This window comes from Phenylobacterium kunshanense (assembly GCF_003254525.1).
Lineage (GTDB): Bacteria > Pseudomonadota > Alphaproteobacteria > Caulobacterales > Caulobacteraceae > Phenylobacterium > Phenylobacterium kunshanense.
Map to the genome: position 1 here is coordinate 573849 of NZ_QFYS01000002.1, position 15150 is coordinate 588998.

General features: G+C 69.8%; 21 protein-coding genes. 12 read left to right on the plus strand and 9 right to left on the minus strand.

What is annotated here, in order from left to right; genetic code table 11:
- Positions 1–73 precede the first annotated feature (73 nt).
- Together ccmA and ccmB are read left to right on the plus strand one after the other, a co-directional pair.
- Positions 74–676, plus strand: coding sequence for a heme ABC exporter ATP-binding protein CcmA (gene ccmA, locus DJ019_RS07155; protein ID WP_111275282.1), 603 nt, complete (start codon positions 74–76; stop codon positions 674–676).
- A complete protein-coding gene (ccmB, locus tag DJ019_RS07160) occupies positions 673–1338 on the plus strand; it encodes a heme exporter protein CcmB (protein WP_111275283.1) in 666 nt (221 codons plus the stop codon). Before ccmA ends, ccmB begins: the two co-directional genes overlap by 4 nt.
- On the opposite strand, the gene DJ019_RS07165 is transcribed toward ccmB, so the two are convergent.
- Positions 1335–1781, minus strand: coding sequence for a nuclear transport factor 2 family protein (locus DJ019_RS07165; RefSeq protein WP_111275284.1), 447 nt, complete (start codon positions 1779–1781; stop codon positions 1335–1337). The genes ccmB and DJ019_RS07165 overlap by 4 nt on opposite strands.
- Positions 1782–1932: 151 nt before the next feature.
- Between DJ019_RS07165 and DJ019_RS07170 the strand changes: the two genes are divergently transcribed.
- From DJ019_RS07170 to DJ019_RS07195, 6 genes are all read left to right on the plus strand, one after another.
- Positions 1933–2562 (plus strand): Spy/CpxP family protein refolding chaperone, encoded by a 630-nt coding sequence (locus tag DJ019_RS07170; RefSeq protein ID WP_111275285.1) that lies wholly within the window; start codon positions 1933–1935, stop codon positions 2560–2562.
- 37 nt (positions 2563–2599) lie between these two features.
- Positions 2600–3328: a heme ABC transporter permease CcmC gene (gene ccmC / locus DJ019_RS07175; RefSeq protein WP_111275286.1), complete on the plus strand. Its 729-nt coding sequence runs from the start codon at positions 2600–2602 to the stop codon at positions 3326–3328.
- Between the two features lie 2 nt (positions 3329–3330).
- Positions 3331–3483 carry a heme exporter protein CcmD gene (gene ccmD / locus DJ019_RS07180; protein WP_111275287.1) on the plus strand — a complete coding sequence of 51 codons (153 nt, stop codon included), beginning with the start codon at positions 3331–3333 and terminating at the stop codon, positions 3481–3483.
- A complete protein-coding gene (locus DJ019_RS07185; protein ID WP_111275288.1) occupies positions 3480–3995 on the plus strand; it encodes a DsbE family thiol:disulfide interchange protein in 516 nt (171 codons plus the stop codon). Before ccmD ends, DJ019_RS07185 begins: the two co-directional genes overlap by 4 nt.
- A 61-nt stretch (positions 3996–4056) precedes the next feature.
- The gene (locus DJ019_RS07190; protein ID WP_133255257.1) at positions 4057–4311 is read left to right on the plus strand and encodes a hypothetical protein; all 255 of its coding nucleotides are present in this window, start codon (positions 4057–4059) and stop codon (positions 4309–4311) included.
- 108 nt (positions 4312–4419) lie between these two features.
- The gene (locus DJ019_RS07195) at positions 4420–4608 is read left to right on the plus strand and encodes a hypothetical protein (protein ID WP_133255258.1); all 189 of its coding nucleotides are present in this window, start codon (positions 4420–4422) and stop codon (positions 4606–4608) included.
- A gap of 4 nt (positions 4609–4612) precedes the next feature.
- Here DJ019_RS07195 and DJ019_RS07200 read toward each other — a convergent pair whose 3' ends face one another.
- Positions 4613–5194, minus strand: a complete 582-nt coding sequence (locus tag DJ019_RS07200; RefSeq protein WP_111275291.1) for an inner membrane-spanning protein YciB — start codon at positions 5192–5194, stop codon at positions 4613–4615.
- Entirely contained in the window at positions 5191–6135 is a 945-nt protein-coding gene (gene ftsY / locus DJ019_RS07205) for a signal recognition particle-docking protein FtsY (protein ID WP_111275292.1), read from the minus strand. The genes DJ019_RS07200 and ftsY overlap by 4 nt, the downstream gene beginning before the upstream one ends.
- A gap of 129 nt (positions 6136–6264) precedes the next feature.
- Between ftsY and DJ019_RS07210 the strand changes: the two genes are divergently transcribed.
- The gene (locus DJ019_RS07210) at positions 6265–7095 is read left to right on the plus strand and encodes a TIGR00266 family protein (RefSeq protein WP_111275293.1); all 831 of its coding nucleotides are present in this window, start codon (positions 6265–6267) and stop codon (positions 7093–7095) included.
- Between the two features lie 9 nt (positions 7096–7104).
- Here the strand turns inward: DJ019_RS07210 and dapE are convergent, their stop codons facing one another.
- On the minus strand, positions 7105–8250 hold the full coding sequence (gene dapE / locus DJ019_RS07215; protein WP_111275294.1) for a succinyl-diaminopimelate desuccinylase: 1146 nt from the start codon (positions 8248–8250) through the stop codon (positions 7105–7107).
- A 42-nt stretch (positions 8251–8292) separates the two neighbouring features.
- Between dapE and DJ019_RS07220 the strand changes: the two genes are divergently transcribed.
- Complete coding sequence (locus DJ019_RS07220; protein WP_111275295.1) at positions 8293–8769, plus strand: cupin domain-containing protein; 477 nt, start codon at positions 8293–8295, stop codon at positions 8767–8769.
- Positions 8770–8776: 7 nt separating this feature from the next.
- Complete coding sequence (locus DJ019_RS07225) at positions 8777–9235, plus strand: cupin domain-containing protein (RefSeq protein WP_111275296.1); 459 nt, start codon at positions 8777–8779, stop codon at positions 9233–9235.
- A gap of 44 nt (positions 9236–9279) precedes the next feature.
- On the opposite strand, the gene dapD is transcribed toward DJ019_RS07225, so the two are convergent.
- The 3 genes from dapD to argB all read right to left on the minus strand — a co-directional run bounded on the left by dapD (position 9280) and on the right by argB (position 11852).
- The gene (dapD, locus tag DJ019_RS07230; protein WP_111275297.1) at positions 9280–10110 is read right to left on the minus strand and encodes a 2,3,4,5-tetrahydropyridine-2,6-dicarboxylate N-succinyltransferase; all 831 of its coding nucleotides are present in this window, start codon (positions 10108–10110) and stop codon (positions 9280–9282) included.
- Position 10111: 1 nt separating this feature from the next.
- Positions 10112–10774, minus strand: coding sequence for a pyrimidine 5'-nucleotidase (locus DJ019_RS07235; RefSeq protein WP_111275298.1), 663 nt, complete (start codon positions 10772–10774; stop codon positions 10112–10114).
- A gap of 163 nt (positions 10775–10937) precedes the next feature.
- A complete protein-coding gene (gene argB, locus DJ019_RS07240; protein WP_111275299.1) occupies positions 10938–11852 on the minus strand; it encodes an acetylglutamate kinase in 915 nt (304 codons plus the stop codon).
- 108 nt (positions 11853–11960) lie between these two features.
- On the opposite strand from argB, the gene DJ019_RS07245 reads away from it, so the two are divergent.
- Complete coding sequence (locus tag DJ019_RS07245; RefSeq protein ID WP_111275300.1) at positions 11961–13232, plus strand: Xaa-Pro dipeptidase; 1272 nt, start codon at positions 11961–11963, stop codon at positions 13230–13232.
- A 27-nt stretch (positions 13233–13259) separates the two neighbouring features.
- On the opposite strand, the gene DJ019_RS07250 is transcribed toward DJ019_RS07245, so the two are convergent.
- Both DJ019_RS07250 and yihA read right to left on the minus strand, forming a co-directional pair.
- Positions 13260–14402: an acyl-CoA dehydrogenase family protein gene (locus tag DJ019_RS07250; RefSeq protein WP_111275301.1), complete on the minus strand. Its 1143-nt coding sequence runs from the start codon at positions 14400–14402 to the stop codon at positions 13260–13262.
- 107 nt (positions 14403–14509) lie between these two features.
- Positions 14510–15106 carry a ribosome biogenesis GTP-binding protein YihA/YsxC gene (gene yihA, locus DJ019_RS07255; RefSeq protein ID WP_240606413.1) on the minus strand — a complete coding sequence of 199 codons (597 nt, stop codon included), beginning with the start codon at positions 15104–15106 and terminating at the stop codon, positions 14510–14512.
- Positions 15107–15150 lie beyond the last annotated feature (44 nt).

Below are 15150 nucleotides of genomic sequence, written 5' to 3' on the forward strand. Positions count from 1 at the left end.
CGCTTCATAGCTCCCGGCTACGGCTCCGTCCATGCGCGGGACGGCGCGGCTTCTCAAAAGCTTGGGTGAAGGGGTGATCCGCGAGCTTCTGATCAGGGATGCGGCGATCCGCCGGGGCGGACGGCTGCTGTTCGAGGGCGTCTCGCTTGCGCTGGAGGCCGGGCAGGCCTGCGCCCTGACCGGCCCGAACGGTTCGGGCAAGACCAGCCTGCTGCGCGCTGTGGCCGGGCTGGTGCGTCTGGAGGCCGGCGAGATCGGCTTCGGCGGCGTCGATCCGCTGGAGGTGCGGGGAGAGGGACTGCACTTCGTCGGCCACGCCGACGGCCTGAAGCCCGCCCGGACGGCGCGGGAGGAGCTCGACTTCTGGACGGGGTGGTGCGGCGGCACGGCGGCTTCGGCAAAGGACGCCGCCCAGGAACTGGAGCTCATGCCGCTCCTCGATCTCGAGGTCCGCAGGCTCTCCGCCGGGCAGCGTCGCCGACTCGCCATGGCGCGGCTCCTGGCGGCGCCGCGCCCGCTGTGGCTGCTGGACGAGCCCCTGAGCCCGCTGGACGCCCGCTGGCGCGAGGCGTTCGGGGGGCTGATGCGCCGGCACATCGACGGCGGCGGCCTGATCCTCGCGGCGGTGCACGATCCGCTGCCCCTGCCCACCTTCAGCCTGGAGCTCGCGCCATGAGCCGGCTGCGCGCGCTGCTGTCCCGCGAGGTCGCCCTGGCCTGGGGCCGCGGCGGAGGACCGCTCGTGGCCGTCGGGTTCTATGCCGGCGTCGCCACCTTCCTGCCCCTCGCGATCGGGCCGGAACCCGAACGCCTCGCCGCCATCGCCCCAGGCGCGGCCTGGGTCGCCCTGGCGCTCGCCTCGCTGCTGTCGCTGGAGCGTCTGTTCGAGCGCGACTACGAGGACGGCGCGCTGGACCTGCTGCTGCTCTCGCCGACGCCGCTGGAGCTGACCTGCTTCGTGAAGTGCCTGGGCCAGTGGCTGGCCACCGGCGCGCCACTGGCGCTGGCCGCCCCCATCGCGGCGATCGGACTCGGGGCCGACCCTTCCATGGCGCCGCTGGTCTTCGCCTGCGCGCTGCTGGGGGGAATCGCCTTCGCCTTCGTCGGCGGGATCGGCGCGGCGCTCAGTCTGGGCGCACGGCGTGGCGGGCTGCTCACCGCCGTGATCGTCCTGCCGCTGTTCGTGCCGCCCGTGATCTTCGGCGGCGGAGCCCTCGACGCCTTCGCCAGCGGCCTCACGTGGACCAGCGGCTTCGCCCTGCTGGGCGCCTATGCCGCCGCGGCGGTCGCCTTCGGGCCGATCGCGATGGCGGCGGCGTGCCGGAACGCGCTGAGCTAGCGCTCCCGGGGTTTCGGGTACCAGAGCGCGTTGACGATCACCCAGCGCTCGCCGAAGCGGCCGAGGTGGAAGTAGTCGACGAACCAGGGCGTCTCGACCCGGGCGACGGCCGCGTTCCCGGTGATGTCCAGGACGCGCACCGACCGGCTCCACTGGTCCCGCGGCGTCTTGAGGACCCCCTGTTTGGTCAGGTCGACCAGCTCGTCCTTGGTCATTCGGCGCAGGGCCAGGGTCTCGTCGGCGTCGCCGCCCGTGCGGACCGCGCGCTTTGCCAGGTCCGGGTGCAGGCTGCGGGCGACGCGCGCCGGATCGCCCTCAAGCTGGCCGTCCACGTAGTCGTAGGCGGCGGACTCGATGGCCTTCACGGCGGCCGGGTCCATGGGGGTCGTTGCGGGGGCCGGCGCGGCGGCGACGGCCGCGGCGGCGAACAGAGCTGCGAGCATGTTTCGGGTCTCCTCGAAGCTGCGCCCTATGACGTGTCCGGCGGTCGGAGGCACATGAAGAAAGCTTAATCCCGAGCGCCGTTTTTCCGCCCCATGCTGAGCTTGAGCTTGGCGCTCGAAGGGAACTCGAGACACGGGAGACGAGCGACAGATGTCGAAGCCCAAGACCTGGCTCCTGGCCGGAGCCGCCCTCATCCTCTCCGCCGGCGCCGCGATCGCCGCTGGCCCCGCCGAAGCCGAACGCGAGGCCACGGCGGACAGCCAGGCCGCTGCGAAGCGGTCGGACGACGCCGAGCGAAAAGAACGCCGGGAGGTCCGCATCTACCGCGGCGACGGCCACGGGCGGCATGTCTACGTCGGCCGCGGCGGCCACGCCGAGCACCTCAAGGACATCCTGCAACTCCGCCCCGACCAGGAGCCGGCGCTGAAGGCGTTCATCGACGCGACGAAGCCGGCCGAGGGCGCACACCGCGACCACATGGTGAAATTCGACCGGGACGAGACGCGGACGACCTTGCAGCGGCTCGACGACATGCAGGCGAGGCTCGCCGAACAGCAGGCGGCGGCCAGCCGCAGGATCGCGGCCATCCGCACGTTCTATGGCCAGCTCGACGCCAAGCAGAAGAAGGCGTTCGACGCCCTGCCGATGCTGATGATGGTGGGACCCAGCATGGGGCCCATGATGCTGCCCCACCCGATGAAGGTGGCGCACCGCATGCCCCTGCCGCCCGAGCCGCCGCAACCGCCCGAGCCTCCGAAGCCACCGCGCGACGGCCTCTGACCTTGCCCGGCGGGCGCGTGGACTCTATGGCCTTGGCATGAGCTGGGCGCCCGCCTTCCTGTCCAATCCTGAACGCTTCATGGCCTTCTCGCGATGGGCCGCGCCGATGTTCGGCGTCATCGCGGTCGTGCTGGCGGTGATCGGCCTGTGGCTCGGGTTCACCGCGCCCGACGACTATCAGCAGGGCCAGACGGTCCGGATCATGTACATCCACGTGCCGGCCGCGTGGCTGTCGATGTTCGTCTACGTCTGCCTGGCGGTGGCGAGCTTCCTGTCGCTGATCTTCCGGCATGTGCTGGCCGACTGCGCGGCGCAGGCCGCGGCGCCGCTTGGCGCGGCCTTCACCTTCCTGGCCCTGGTGACCGGCGCCCTGTGGGGCCGCCCGATGTGGGGCGCCTACTGGGTGTGGGACGCGCGCCTGACGTCGGTGCTGGTGCTGTTCCTGCTCTACCTGGCCTACATCGCCCTCAGGGCGTCGCTGGATGACGAGGCCAAGGCCGCGCGGGCGGCGGCGATCCTGGCGCTGGTGGGCGCGATCAACCTGCCGATCGTCAAGTTCAGCGTCGACTGGTGGAACACCCTGCACCAGGGCGCTTCCGTGTTCCGCGGGGACGGCCCGACCCTTGCCCCGGTCTTCCTCTGGCCGCTGCTGATCATGGGCCTGGCCTACATGTCGGCGTTCGGCTCGCTTTGGCTGGTGCGTATCCGTGGCGAGGTCTGGCGACGCCGGGCCGAGGCGGCGGCCGTGCGGGCGGCGCGGGGCTGAGCATGTTCGACTTCAAGTACGCCGAATTCATCGTCCCCTCGTTCGTGATCACCGCTGTGGTGTTCGCGGCCATGGTCGGTCTTTCGCTCAGTCACGCCCGCCGCTGGCGTCGGCGCTTCGAGGAACTGAGCCGCCAGGGGAGCGAGGAGGCTTGAGCCGCTGGCTCGCCATCCTGCCGCTGGTCGCCCTGCTGGCGCTGGGCGGGCTGTTCTACTTCTACGCCCTGAAGCGGGATCCCCAGGTCCAGCCTCAGGCGCTGGTCGGAAAGACTGTTCCCGACCTCACGTTGCCGACCCTCAGGGAGGGCAAGCCGGTGGCCATTCGCGCCCTGGCGGCGGAGGGGCCGATGATCGTCAACTTCTTCGCCTCCTGGTGCGCGCCCTGCGAGATCGAGCACCCGGTGCTGATGGGGCTGAAGGGCCGGGGCGTGCGGATCGTCGGCGTGGCCTACAAGGACGCGCCCCCGAATAGCCAGGCGTTCCTGACGCGCCTCGGCGATCCGTTCGGCGTCGCCCTGGTGGACCGGGACGGACGGGCCGGCGTCGAGTTCGGCGTCACCGGTGTCCCCGAGACCTATGTGGTCGGCCGCGACGGCCAGGTGCTGGCCAAACACACCGGCCCCCTGACCGAGGCCGACGCAGAGCGTCTGGCGAAGCTCGCGCGTTAACCTTGCGTTGAACAAGCCGGGGCAGGTTGGCCTCAACCTCGTTAACCATGTTGCGCGCCCCGTGAACCCGATCCGCCCCAACATGCTGCCCCTCTCCACCCTGACGGGCGGCGAGCGCCAGGATACCGGCAAGGCGGCGGCGCAGCGGGCGTTCTTCCAGGCGGCGCTCAGCCAGGCCCAGGGCGCCGCGGCGCCAGCCGCCGCAGCCGCGCCTCAGGCCGCCCAGGTCCAGCGCGCCGCGTCCGTAGCCGCCGCGCCGGCCGACCAGCCGCAGAAGATCCTGCGCCCCGGATCGCTGATCGACATCCGTGTCTGAAGCCTTTTCGCCAAGTCGCCGCCCTAAGTTCCGAAGTTAACTACAATTTATAGGGGAACGCCGTAAGCGCTCAGCGGTTTTACCGTCATGACCGCCAGGGCGAACACCATGGGACGGGATAAGCGCATCTACGAAGAGGCCGCCGCTCTCTGGCGCGAGCTCTACGGCGAACCTCCACCGGCCGCGCTGGATGGGCCGGGAATTCTAGGCCTGATCGTCGGCGGCCTTCCGGACCCCGACTATCGGCGTCTGAACACCCCGCACCTCCGCCCGGCCAACGTGGTGCTTCCCAAATAGCCGCCTATTCCGTCGGCGGCGGGGGCAGGTCCTCGGGCTTCGCGTAGCGCATCAACATCGGCACCTGGGTCAGGGTGAAGACCACGGTCAGGATCATCAGTCCGGGGAAGCGGAAGAGCACCCACACCGCGTCGGGCTGCGTGCGCCAGACGAACTCGTTCAGGATCGCGAGGCCGAAGAACAGCAGCATGTAGTTGATGGTCAGGGTCCGCCAGGCCGTCTCCGGCATCTGGAACGCCTCGCCCAGCACCAGCTTCAGCGGATGCTTCCGCATCAGCAGGCCCACCAGCATGATCAGGCCGAAGGCCCCGTTCATGATCGTCGGCTTGATCTTGAGGATGCGCGGGTCGTGGAAGAAGATCGATGCGGCGCCAAAGGCGAGCCCCGCGCCGCCCGCGATCAGCGGCAGCGGCGCGATGCGCTTCTCAACCGCGAAGCCCACGGCCAGGGCGGCGGCCGAGCCGATCACCAGGGCCCAGGTGGCCTGTTGCAGGTCGCGCAGGACCAGATAGGCGGCCAGGAACGCCACCAGAGGCGCGTAGTCCACGAACCAGCGGACCCAGTGGCGGCGGCTTTCGGCGCTCATCGCGCGGACTCCTCGAGGCCGACGAGCGTGCGGGCGAAGGCGCGCGCGTCGAAGGGTTGCAGGTCGTCGACGCCCTCTCCGACGCCGACCAGCTTGATGGGGCTGTCCGACGCCTGGGCCACCGGCACCAGCACCCCGCCGCGGGCGGTGCCGTCCAGCTTGGTCATGACGATGCCCGAGACGCCGATCTGGTTGCCGAAGATGTTTTCCTGGGCCAGGGCGTTACGCCCCACGGTCGCGTCCAGGACCAGCAGCGTCTCGTGCGGCGCCTCGGGATCGATCTTCTTCACCACGCGGATGATCTTGAGCAGTTCCTCCATCAGGCCGGCCTTGTTCTGCAGGCGCCCGGCCGTGTCGATCAGCACGACGTCGTAGCCTTCGTCCCGGGCCTTCTGCACCGCGTCGAACGCGAGGCCCGCGGCGTCGGATCCGGTCGGCCGCCCCATGAAGTCGGCGCCGGCCCGTTCGGCCCAGACCTTGAGCTGCTCGACGGCGGCGGCGCGGAAGGTGTCGCCGGCCACCACCAGCACCTTGGCGCCGCGGCGGCGCAGGTCGGTGGCGATCTTCCCCAGGGTGGTGGTCTTGCCCGATCCGTTCACGCCGATGAACAGGACGATGTAGGGGCGCGGGCCGGACAGCGGATCGAACTCGCCCTGGCGGCCCGACAGCTCGTCGCCGATCGCCGCCGACAGCGCCTCGCGGATCTCGCGCTCGTCCACGTCCTTGCCGAACTTCTCGGCCGCGAAGCGCTCGGTGATGCGGGCGGCGGAATGCGGACCAAGGTCGGCCTCGATCAGCATCTCCTCCAGCTCGTCCAGCTTGGCCTGGTCGAGCGGCGCCTTGGCGACGAAGACCTGGGCGATCTGGTCGCCCATCTGTTTCGAGGACTTGGTGAGGCCCTGGGTAAGCCGCTGGAACCAGCCGCGTTTGGGTTCTGACATGAACGGGGTTCTAGAGGGTGACGGAGCCTGTGGAAATGGGGGCGGAGCCAGCCCGCAGAAGCGGATTGCGGCTGCCGCCGCCAGATCCTGGCGCTAGATAGAGCCGACTCAGCAAGGAGCTTCTCCAAAATGTCCCAGAGCCCGTGGGTTCACCACCGCCAGGCCGGCGTCGCCGACGACATCGACTTCGAGATCAAGGGCCAGGAACTCCAGTTCGTCGAGATCGAGCTGGACCCCGGCGAGAGCGCCGTGGCCGAGGCCGGCGCCCTGGTCTGGAAGGACTCCACGGTCCAGATGACCACGGTGTTCGGCGACGGCTCCGATGGCGGGGGCGGTGGCTTCATGGGCAAGCTGCTGGGCGCCGGCAAGCGGCTGATCACCGGCGAGAGCCTGTTCACCACCGTCTTCACCCACCAGGGCCAGGGCAAGGCGAAGGTCGCCTTCGCCTCGCCGACGCCGGGGGCGATCCTGCCGCTGAACCTGGCGCAGGTGGGCGGCACGCTGATCTGCCAGAAGGACAGCTTCCTCGCCGCGGCCAAGGGCGTCCAGATCGGCATCGCCTTCCAGCGCCGGGTCATGACCGGCCTGTTCGGCGGCGAAGGCTTCATCATGCAGAAGCTGGACGGCGACGGCTGGGTGTTCGTCCAGATGGGCGGGACGGTGGTCGAGCGCGAGCTGAAGGCAGGTGAGGAGATCCATGTGGATACCGGTTGCCTCGCCGCCTACACCCCGACGGTCGACTTCGATCTCGTCATGGCCGGCGGCGTGAAGAGCGTCTTCTTCGGGGGCGAGGGCCTGTTCTTCGCCCGCCTGCGCGGTCCGGGGAAGGTCTGGATCCAGTCGCTGCCGTTCTCGCGCCTCGCGGGCCGGATGCTGGCCGCAGCGGGCGGCACGGGCGGCAACCGCGGCGAGGGCTCGGTCCTCGGCGGGCTGGGCGACCTGATCGGCGGCAACAACTAGCCCGGACCGTCAGGCCGCGAAGTACCGGTCGATGATCCGCGCGTAGACCTGCTGCAGCGTGCGGATCTCGGCCACCGGCGCGCGCTCGTCCACCTGGTGCATGGTCTTGCCGACCAAGCCGACCTCGATGACGGGGCACAGGGCGCGGATGAAGCGGGCGTCCGACGTGCCGCCGCTGGTGCTCAGCTCTGGCTCACGGCCGGTGACGTCGGCCACGGCGGCGGCGACCAGGTCGGTGAAGGCGCCGCGCTCGGTCAGGAACGCCTCGCCGCTGATGGACGAGGTGACGGTGATCTTGCCGGGGAAGTCCACCGAGGCGCGCCACGCCTCCAGGTCGAACCAGTCGGCGAGCTGGCGGCCCGTGTGGTTCGGGTTGAAGCGGATGTTCAGCCGCGCCCGCGCCACGCCGGGAATGACGTTGGTGGCCGTGTTCGGCATCTCGATCATGGTGACTTCCAGGTTCGAGGGCTGGAACTCGGGATAGCCGTCGTCCAGCTTCCGCTCCTGCAGGGCGGTGAGCATCTTGATCAGCGGCCGGGCCGGGTTGGCGGCGCGGTGCGGATAGGCCACGTGGCCCTGCACGCCCTCGACCACGATCTCGGCGTTGATCGAGCCGCGCCGGCCGACCTTGACCATGTCGCCGAAGGTCTCGGCCGAGGTCGGCTCGCCGACGATGCAGTGGTCGATCACCTCGCCCTCGGCCGCCAGGGCCTCGACCACCTTGACGGTGCCGTCGGTGGCCACGCCCTCCTCGTCGCCGGTGATCAGGAACGAGATCGAGCCCGTCACCCTGCCCGCGGCGATGGCGTCGGCGGCGGCGGCGGCGAAGGCGGCGATGGCGCTCTTCATGTCCACGGAGCCGCGGCCGATCAGCAGCCCGTCCACCACCTCGGCGGCGAAGGCGTCCTTCGACCAGGCGGCGGAGTCGCCCACCGGCACCACGTCGGTGTGGCCGGCGAAGCAGAGGTTCGGGCCGGCCGCGCCGTAGCGGGCGTAGAGGTTCTCGATCTCGCCGAACTTCATCCGCCGGCAGCGGAAGCCGAGGCCGGAGAGGACCTCCTCGACGATCGCCATGGCGCCGGCGTCGGCGGGCGTGACGGACGGGCGGCGGATCAGGTCGCGGGTGAGTTCGACGGCGTCTATGGCGGCGGGCATGCGTTCGCCTTACCTAGCAATGACGGGAGAGGCGAGGGGATCATGCCGAAGATAGACAGCGAGACGGCGCCGACACGGTTCGGCAGCGCCTATCCGCCGCCGTTCGACGCGCCGTGCCGGGAACGGCGCCGCTGGAAACTGGGCGACGCGGCCGGGCTGACGGATTTCGGGGTGAACCTGATCCGGCTGGCGCCCGGCGTGTGGACCGCACAGCGGCACTGGCACACGGTCGAGGACGAGTTCGTCAGGGTCGTGTCGGGGGAGGTCGTACTGGTGGAGGACGGGGGCGAGACCGTCCTGCGCGCCGGCGACTGCGCGGGCTTCAAGGGCGGCGTGGCCAACGGGCATTGCATCCAGAACCGGTCGGACGCCGAGGCGGTGCTGCTCGAGGTCGGGTCCAGGCGGCCGGGCGTCGACGCCTGCGACTATCCGGGGCTCGACATGATCGTCGGCCCCGACGACATCTATCGCCACCGGGACGGCACGCCCTACGCCGACGAAGACGGCCGAAAACGCTGAGGGACCCATGCCCAAGATCGACATCGACGCCGTCGAGGCGCGGAGCGGCAGCAGCTATCCGGAACCGTTCCGCGAGGCCTGCCTGCTGCAGTCCTGGCGCAAGCTGGGAGACGCCGCGGGCCTGACCGACTTCGGCGTGAACCTCACCCGACTGGCGCCCGGCGGCTGGTCGAGCCAGCGCCATTGGCACACGCACGAGGACGAGTTCGTGTGGATCGTGGAGGGCGAGGTGGTGCTGGTGGAGGACGAGGGCGAAACCGTCCTGCGGGCCGGCGACTGCGCCGCCTGGAAGGCCGGCGTTCCGAACGGCCACCATCTGCAGAACCGTTCGGCGCGGGATGCGGTCTATCTGGAAGTGGGCTCGCGCAAGCCCGACAACGACGACTGCGACTATCCGGACATCGACATGGTGACGGGGCCCGAGGGCTACCATCACCGCGACGGGACGCCGTATCCGAGAGCATAGGAGCGGCGCCTGGTTGCCCCCTGAGGGGTGAACCGTCTTCCCTGTCAGTCCCGAAGCAGCTCGTTGATGCTGGTCTTGCTGCGAGTGCGCTCGTCCACGCGCTTCATGATGACCGCGCAGTAGGTGGAGGGCAGCGACGGGTCGTGGGCGTTCGGCCGCGAGCCCGGGATGACCACGGAGTAGGGCGGCACCTCGCCCAGGAAGGTCTCGCCCGTGCGGCGGTCGATGATCGGGGTGGTGGAGGTGATGAAGGTGCCCATGGACAGCACCGATCCTTCGCGGACGATCACGCCCTCCGCCACCTCGGCGCGGGCGCCGATGAAGCAGTTGTCCTCGACGATGGTCGGATTGGCCTGGAGCGGCTCCAGCACGCCGCCGATGCCGGCGCCGCCGGAGATGTGCACGTTCTTGCCGATCTGGGCGCACGAGCCGACGGTCGCCCAGGTGTCGACCATCGTCCCCTCGTCGACGTAGGCGCCGATGTTGACGAACGACGGCATCAGCACGACGCCCTTGTTGATGAAGGCGCCCTTGCGGACCACGCAGCCGGGGACGGCGCGGAAGCCGGCGGCCTCGAAGTGGGCGGGCGTCCAGCCCTGGAACTTGCCCGGCACCTTGTCCCAGAAGGGGCCCGGGACGTCGGCTTCCATCAGCCGGTTCGGCGACAGGCGGAACGACAGCAGGATCGCCTGCTTGGCCCACTGATGGACCGTCCAGGTCCCGTCCGCGCCGCGCTCGGCCACGCGCAGCTTGCCGCTGTCCAGCGCGTCGAGCGTCTCGAACACGGCGTCGCGGAAGTGGCCCGTGGTGGAGGTGGTGATCGTGTCGCGGGCCGCCCAGGCTTCCTCGATCACGGGCTTCAGGGCGTCGATCATGTCAGGCGACCTCTCTCAGGTGGGCGCCGCTCAGGAACGGCGCGAGCTTTTCGGTGCGATGGTGGACGAACGGGGCGGCGCAGGTCGGGGCGTGCGGCCCGACGAGCACGGTGGTCATGCCCAGGTCGGCGGCGGGCGCGAGATTGCGCTCGGAGTCCTCGAAGAAGGCGGTGACGCCGGGGTCGATGCCGTGCAGTTCGCCCATCTTCGCGAAGGCCGCCGGGCTGGGCTTGGGCTCATAGCCGGCCGAGCCGATGTGGAAGACATCGTCGAACAGGGCGTCCAGCCCCAGATGCTTCAGCACCCGCTGGGCGTGGACGTCGTCGGCGTTGGTGAAGATCAGCCGGCGCCCCGGCAGGCGCTGCAGCGCCGCCAGCAGGTCGGCGTCGTGCGCCAGGGCCTCGAGCGACATGTCATGGAAGATCGCGTGGAACTCAGCGGGATCGACGCCGTGGTTCAGCATCATGCCCTTCAGCGTCAGGCCGTGCTCGGCGAGGTAGGTCTTCTGCAGCCGGAAGGCCTCGTCGCGGGGCAGGCCGGTGACCCGCTCCACGAAGTCGGTCATCCGGTCGACGATCGCCGCCATGAACCCGGACTCGGCCGGGTAGAGGGTGTTGTCCAGGTCGAACAGCCAGGTGTCGACATGGCGCAGGTCGGCGATCATCGCGAGCGGGCTCCGATCCTCCGGGCGGCTACACCGCCCCCTCCACCGCTCCGCGGTCCCCCTCCCCCATGAATGGGGGAGGTTACAGAGCCATCGAGGCCGCAAACCTCCCCTGCGACGCGGGGGAGGGGGACCCCGAAGGGGTGGAGGGGGCGGTGGCCCGTCATCGGCAGATCAGCGTGCCCGAGCCGTGCTCGGTGAACAGCTCGACCAGCATGGCGTGCGGGCGGCGGCCGTCCAGGATGACCACGGCTTCCACCCCGGCCTCGACCGCGTCGATGGCGGTTTCCAGCTTCGGGATCATGCCACCGGTGGCGACGCCGGACTCGATGGCGGCCCGGGCCTCGGCCACGGTCATCTGGCGGATGAGCTGGCCGTCCTTGTCGAGCACGCCGGCCACGTCGGTCAGCAGCAGCATGCGCTTGGCTTCCAGCGCTCCCGCCATGGCCCCGGCCACGGTGTCGGCGTTGATGTTGTAGGTCTGGCCTTCCACCGACACGCCGATGGGCGCGATCACGGGGATGTAGTCCTCCTCGGCGCCGATCAGGGCCTCGATGAGGGTGGTGTCGATCACCTTCGGCTCACCCACGAAGCCCAGGTCGACGACCTTCTCGATCTCGCTGTCCGGGTCCTTCTTGGTCCGCACCGCCTTCTCGACGGTGATGAGGCGGCCGTCCTTGCCCGACAGGCCCACGCCGCGGACCTCGGCCTCGGCGCCGGCCAGGGTGATCCAGTTGGCGATCTCCTTGTTGATGGCGCCCGACAGGACCATCTCGGCCACCTCCATGGTCGCCTCGTCGGTGACGCGCAGGCCGTCGATGAAGGTGGACTTCACCCCAGCGCGCTCCAGCATCCGGCTGATCTGCGGGCCGCCGCCGTGCACGACCACCGGGTGCAGGCCCAGCATCTTGAGCAGCACCACGTCGGCGGCGAAGAGCTTGGCGACCTCTTCCTGGCCCATGGCGTGGCCGCCGTATTTGATGACCACGGTCTCGCGGTCGTAGATCTGGATGTAGGGCAGCGCCTCGGCCAGCGTCTTCGCCGTCGCCCAGCCCTGCGCTTCCGTGTCTTCGCTCAATGCACCGTCCTCGAAACTCGCGCCGGACCCGATAGCGGAGGCTCGCCCCTCTGTCATCAAGCGGGGCGCGTGCTAAGCGGTATCGCGACAATCGGACGGAGTATCAGGATGCGGCGAGTTTGGGGTCTGGCGCTGAGTGCGGCGCTGCTGGCAGGCGTTGCAGACGCGAAGACGGTGGCGGTCACCGCCGACCGGCTGCTGGATCCGGCGAGCGGGCGCTACGTCGACCAGCCCATGGTGGTGATCGTCGACGGCAAGGTCGCCTCGGTCGGCAAGGCGGGCGACGCGCCGCCGGCCGGCGCGGAGCGGGTGGACCTGCCCGGCGTGACCCTGCTCCCTGGCCTGATCGACATGCACGTCCACCTGACCAGCGTGGCCAGCATCGGCGGCTACAACTACCTCGAATATTCCGACGCCTTCTGGACCGCCGTCGCCACCCGCCACGCCAAGGACACGCTGGAGGCCGGCTTCACCACCGTTCGCAACGTGGGGTCCGAGTTCTACGCCGACGTGGGCCTGCGTGAGGCGATCGACGGCGGCTACATCCCGGGCCCGCGGATCGTCAGCGCGGCCTATGCGCTGGGCGCCACGGGCGGCCACTGCGACTCCACCTTCTTCCCGCCGTCGATGGCCGAGAAGAGCCCCTACACCATCGACAGCCCCGACGAGGCCCGCGCCAAGGTGCGGCAGGCCAAGAAGTTCGGCGCCCAGGTGATCAAGATCTGCGCGACGGGCGGGGTGTTCTCGCGCGGCGTCTCGGTGGGCGCCCAGCAGCTCACGCTCGACGAGATGAAGGCGGTTGCGGATGAAGCGCACATGGCCGGCATGAAGGTCGCCGCTCACGCCCACGGCGCCGCCGGGATCAAGGACGCGATCCGCGCCGGGATCGACACCATCGAGCACGTCAGCCTGGTGGACGACGAAGGCATCCGCCTCGCCAAGGAGCGGGGGACCTGGTTCGCCATGGACATCTACAACACCGACTACACCCAGGCCGAGGGCAAGAAGAACGGCGTGCTGGAGGCGAACCTCGCCAAGGACCGCGAGGTGGGCGAGGTCCAGCGCGAGGGCTTCCGCAAGAGCCTGAAGGCCGGCGTGCGCCACGTGTTCGCCACCGACGCCGGGATCTACCCGCACGGCGATAACGCCAAGCAACTGGCGGTGATGGTGCGCTACGGGGCGACGCCGCTGCAGGCGATCCAGGCCGCCACGGTCAACGCCGCCGAGGCCCTGGGCAAGGCGAACGAGGTCGGCCAGGTCGCGCCCGGCCGCTTTGGCGACATGGTCGGCGTGAAGGGCGACCCGCTGGCCGACGTCACCGTGCTGGAGAAGCCGGTGTTCGTGATGAAGGGCGGCGAGGTAGTGAAGCGGCAGCCCTGAGGCCGCCGCGTCACGGACGTCGCGCGGTCAGATGGTCCGCGCGACCACTTCCTTCATGATCTCGGACGTGCCGCCGTAGATCCGCTGGACGCGGGCGTCGCGCCAGAGGCGGGCGATCGGATACTCGTTCATGTAGCCGGCGCCGCCATGGAGCTGGAGCGCGGCGTCGCAGATCTCCCACTGCAGCTCGGTGTGGAAGAGCTTGGCGGCGGACGCCTCGGCGGCGGTCAGCTTGCCTTCCAGGTGGCGGGCGATGGCCCAGTCGAGATGCGCCCAGCCGGCCTGCAGCTTGGCCTTCAGGCCCGCCAGGGTGAAGCGGGTGTTCTGGAAGTCGAACACGGTCTGGCCGAAGGCCTTCCGCTCCTTGGTGAACTTCACCGCCTCGTCGAAGGCGCGCTGGGCCCCGGCCTGGCCCGACACGGCGATGCCGAGGCGTTCCTGCGGCAGCTGGCTCATCAGGTAGACGAAGCCCTTGCCCTCCTCGCCCAGGCAGTTGGTGATCGGGACGCGCACGTCCTCGAAGAAGAGCTCGGAGGTGTCGGCGCTGTTCTGGCCGATCTTGTCCAGGTTGCGGCCGCGCTTGAAGCCGGCGCGGGTGGCCTCGACCAGGATCAGGGAGATGCCCTTCGAGCCGGCGTCCGGGTTGGTCTTGGCCACCACGATCACCAGGTCGGCGTTCTGGCCGTTGGTGATGTAGATCTTCGAGCCGTTGATCACGTACTCATTACCGTCGCGCTTGGCCGTGGTGCGGACGCCCTGCAGGTCGGAGCCCGTGCCCGGCTCGGTCATGGCGATGGCGGTGATCGCCTCGCCCGAGACCATCTTGGGCAGCCATTCCAGCTTCTGCTCTTCCGAGCCGTACTCGACGATGTATTCGGCGACGATGTCGGACTGCAGGGTGATGCCGGCCGACGAGCCCGCATAGGCCAGTTCCTCGTCGATCACGGCGTTGTAGCGGAAGTCGAGGCCGAGGCCGCCGTACTCGGCCGGCACGGTCGGGCAGAGCAGGCCGGCCTCGCCGCAGGCGCGCCAGAACGCCCGGTCCACCAGCCCCTCTTCCTCCCAGCGGTCGAGGTGGGGCGTCAGCGCCTTGTCGAAGAACTTCCGGACCTGGTCGCGGAAGAGGTTCATGTCCTCGTCGTAGACGGCGCGGTTGTCGGTCTGGAGCATGGCGGTTCCCTGGATTGAGCCGCCGCCAGTTAGCGCCCTGACGCAGCGTCCGCCTAGCGGGTGGGGCAGAGCCGGGTTCGTGTGGTTCGCGTGGTTCGTGGACGAACCTAGATCGCGCAGGCCTCGAGGATCTCGGCGCGGAGTTCAGGGATGCCGGTTCCCTTTTCCGACGAGGTGGCGACCACGCGCGGGAAGGCGGCGGGGCGCTTCTGGATCTTGCGCAGGGTCTCGGCGGTGACCTGGGCGACGTCGCGGGCGTTGAGCTTGTCGGTCTTGGTCAGGACGATCTGGTAGCTGACGGCCGCCAGGTCGAACGCCTCCATGGCCTCCAGGTCGACGTCCTTCAGCCCGTGACGGCTGTCGATGAGCAGGTAGGCGCGCTTCAGATTGGGCCTGCCGCGCAGATAGGCCCGGCCCAGGTTCTGGAACTTGTTCTTCTCGCCGCGGCTGACCTTGGCGAAGCCGTAGCCGGGCAGGTCGACCAGCCGGAGCTGCTCGTCGCAGACGAAGAAGTTGATCTCGCGCGTGCGGCCCGGCGCGGTGGAGGCGCGGGCCAGGTGGGTCCGGCCGGTCACCGCGTTGATCAGCGAGGACTTGCCCACGTTCGAGCGGCCGGCGAAGGCGACCTCCGGCAGGTCGTCCGGGGGCAGGCCGGTCATCTGGACCGCCCCCATCAGGAAGCGCACCGGGTGGGCGAAGAACACCCGCGCGCGCTCCAGCGCCTCGGCGTCGAAGGGCCCTTCGGCCG

What these genes read in the sequence shown, in the direction of transcription:
- ccmB (WP_111275283.1), top strand. Translation starts at nt 673, where the DNA reads ATGAGCCGGCTGCGCGCGCTGCTGTCCCGCGAGGTCGCCCTGGCCTGG.
- DJ019_RS07165 (WP_111275284.1), bottom strand. Translation starts at nt 1,781, where the DNA reads ATGCTCGCAGCTCTGTTCGCCGCCGCGGCCGTCGCCGCCGCGCCGGCC.
- DJ019_RS07170 (WP_111275285.1), top strand. Translation starts at nt 1,933, where the DNA reads ATGTCGAAGCCCAAGACCTGGCTCCTGGCCGGAGCCGCCCTCATCCTC.
- ccmC (WP_111275286.1), top strand. Translation starts at nt 2,600, where the DNA reads ATGAGCTGGGCGCCCGCCTTCCTGTCCAATCCTGAACGCTTCATGGCC.
- ccmD (WP_111275287.1), top strand. Translation starts at nt 3,331, where the DNA reads ATGTTCGACTTCAAGTACGCCGAATTCATCGTCCCCTCGTTCGTGATC.
- DJ019_RS07195 (WP_133255258.1), top strand. Translation starts at nt 4,420, where the DNA reads ATGGGACGGGATAAGCGCATCTACGAAGAGGCCGCCGCTCTCTGGCGC.
- DJ019_RS07200 (WP_111275291.1), bottom strand. Translation starts at nt 5,194, where the DNA reads ATGAGCGCCGAAAGCCGCCGCCACTGGGTCCGCTGGTTCGTGGACTAC.
- ftsY (WP_111275292.1), bottom strand. Translation starts at nt 6,135, where the DNA reads ATGTCAGAACCCAAACGCGGCTGGTTCCAGCGGCTTACCCAGGGCCTC.
- DJ019_RS07210 (WP_111275293.1), top strand. Translation starts at nt 6,265, where the DNA reads ATGTCCCAGAGCCCGTGGGTTCACCACCGCCAGGCCGGCGTCGCCGAC.
- dapE (WP_111275294.1), bottom strand. Translation starts at nt 8,250, where the DNA reads ATGCCCGCCGCCATAGACGCCGTCGAACTCACCCGCGACCTGATCCGC.
- DJ019_RS07220 (WP_111275295.1), top strand. Translation starts at nt 8,293, where the DNA reads ATGCCGAAGATAGACAGCGAGACGGCGCCGACACGGTTCGGCAGCGCC.
- DJ019_RS07225 (WP_111275296.1), top strand. Translation starts at nt 8,777, where the DNA reads ATGCCCAAGATCGACATCGACGCCGTCGAGGCGCGGAGCGGCAGCAGC.
- dapD (WP_111275297.1), bottom strand. Translation starts at nt 10,110, where the DNA reads ATGATCGACGCCCTGAAGCCCGTGATCGAGGAAGCCTGGGCGGCCCGC.
- DJ019_RS07235 (WP_111275298.1), bottom strand. Translation starts at nt 10,774, where the DNA reads ATGATCGCCGACCTGCGCCATGTCGACACCTGGCTGTTCGACCTGGAC.
- DJ019_RS07245 (WP_111275300.1), top strand. Translation starts at nt 11,961, where the DNA reads ATGCGGCGAGTTTGGGGTCTGGCGCTGAGTGCGGCGCTGCTGGCAGGC.
- DJ019_RS07250 (WP_111275301.1), bottom strand. Translation starts at nt 14,402, where the DNA reads ATGCTCCAGACCGACAACCGCGCCGTCTACGACGAGGACATGAACCTC.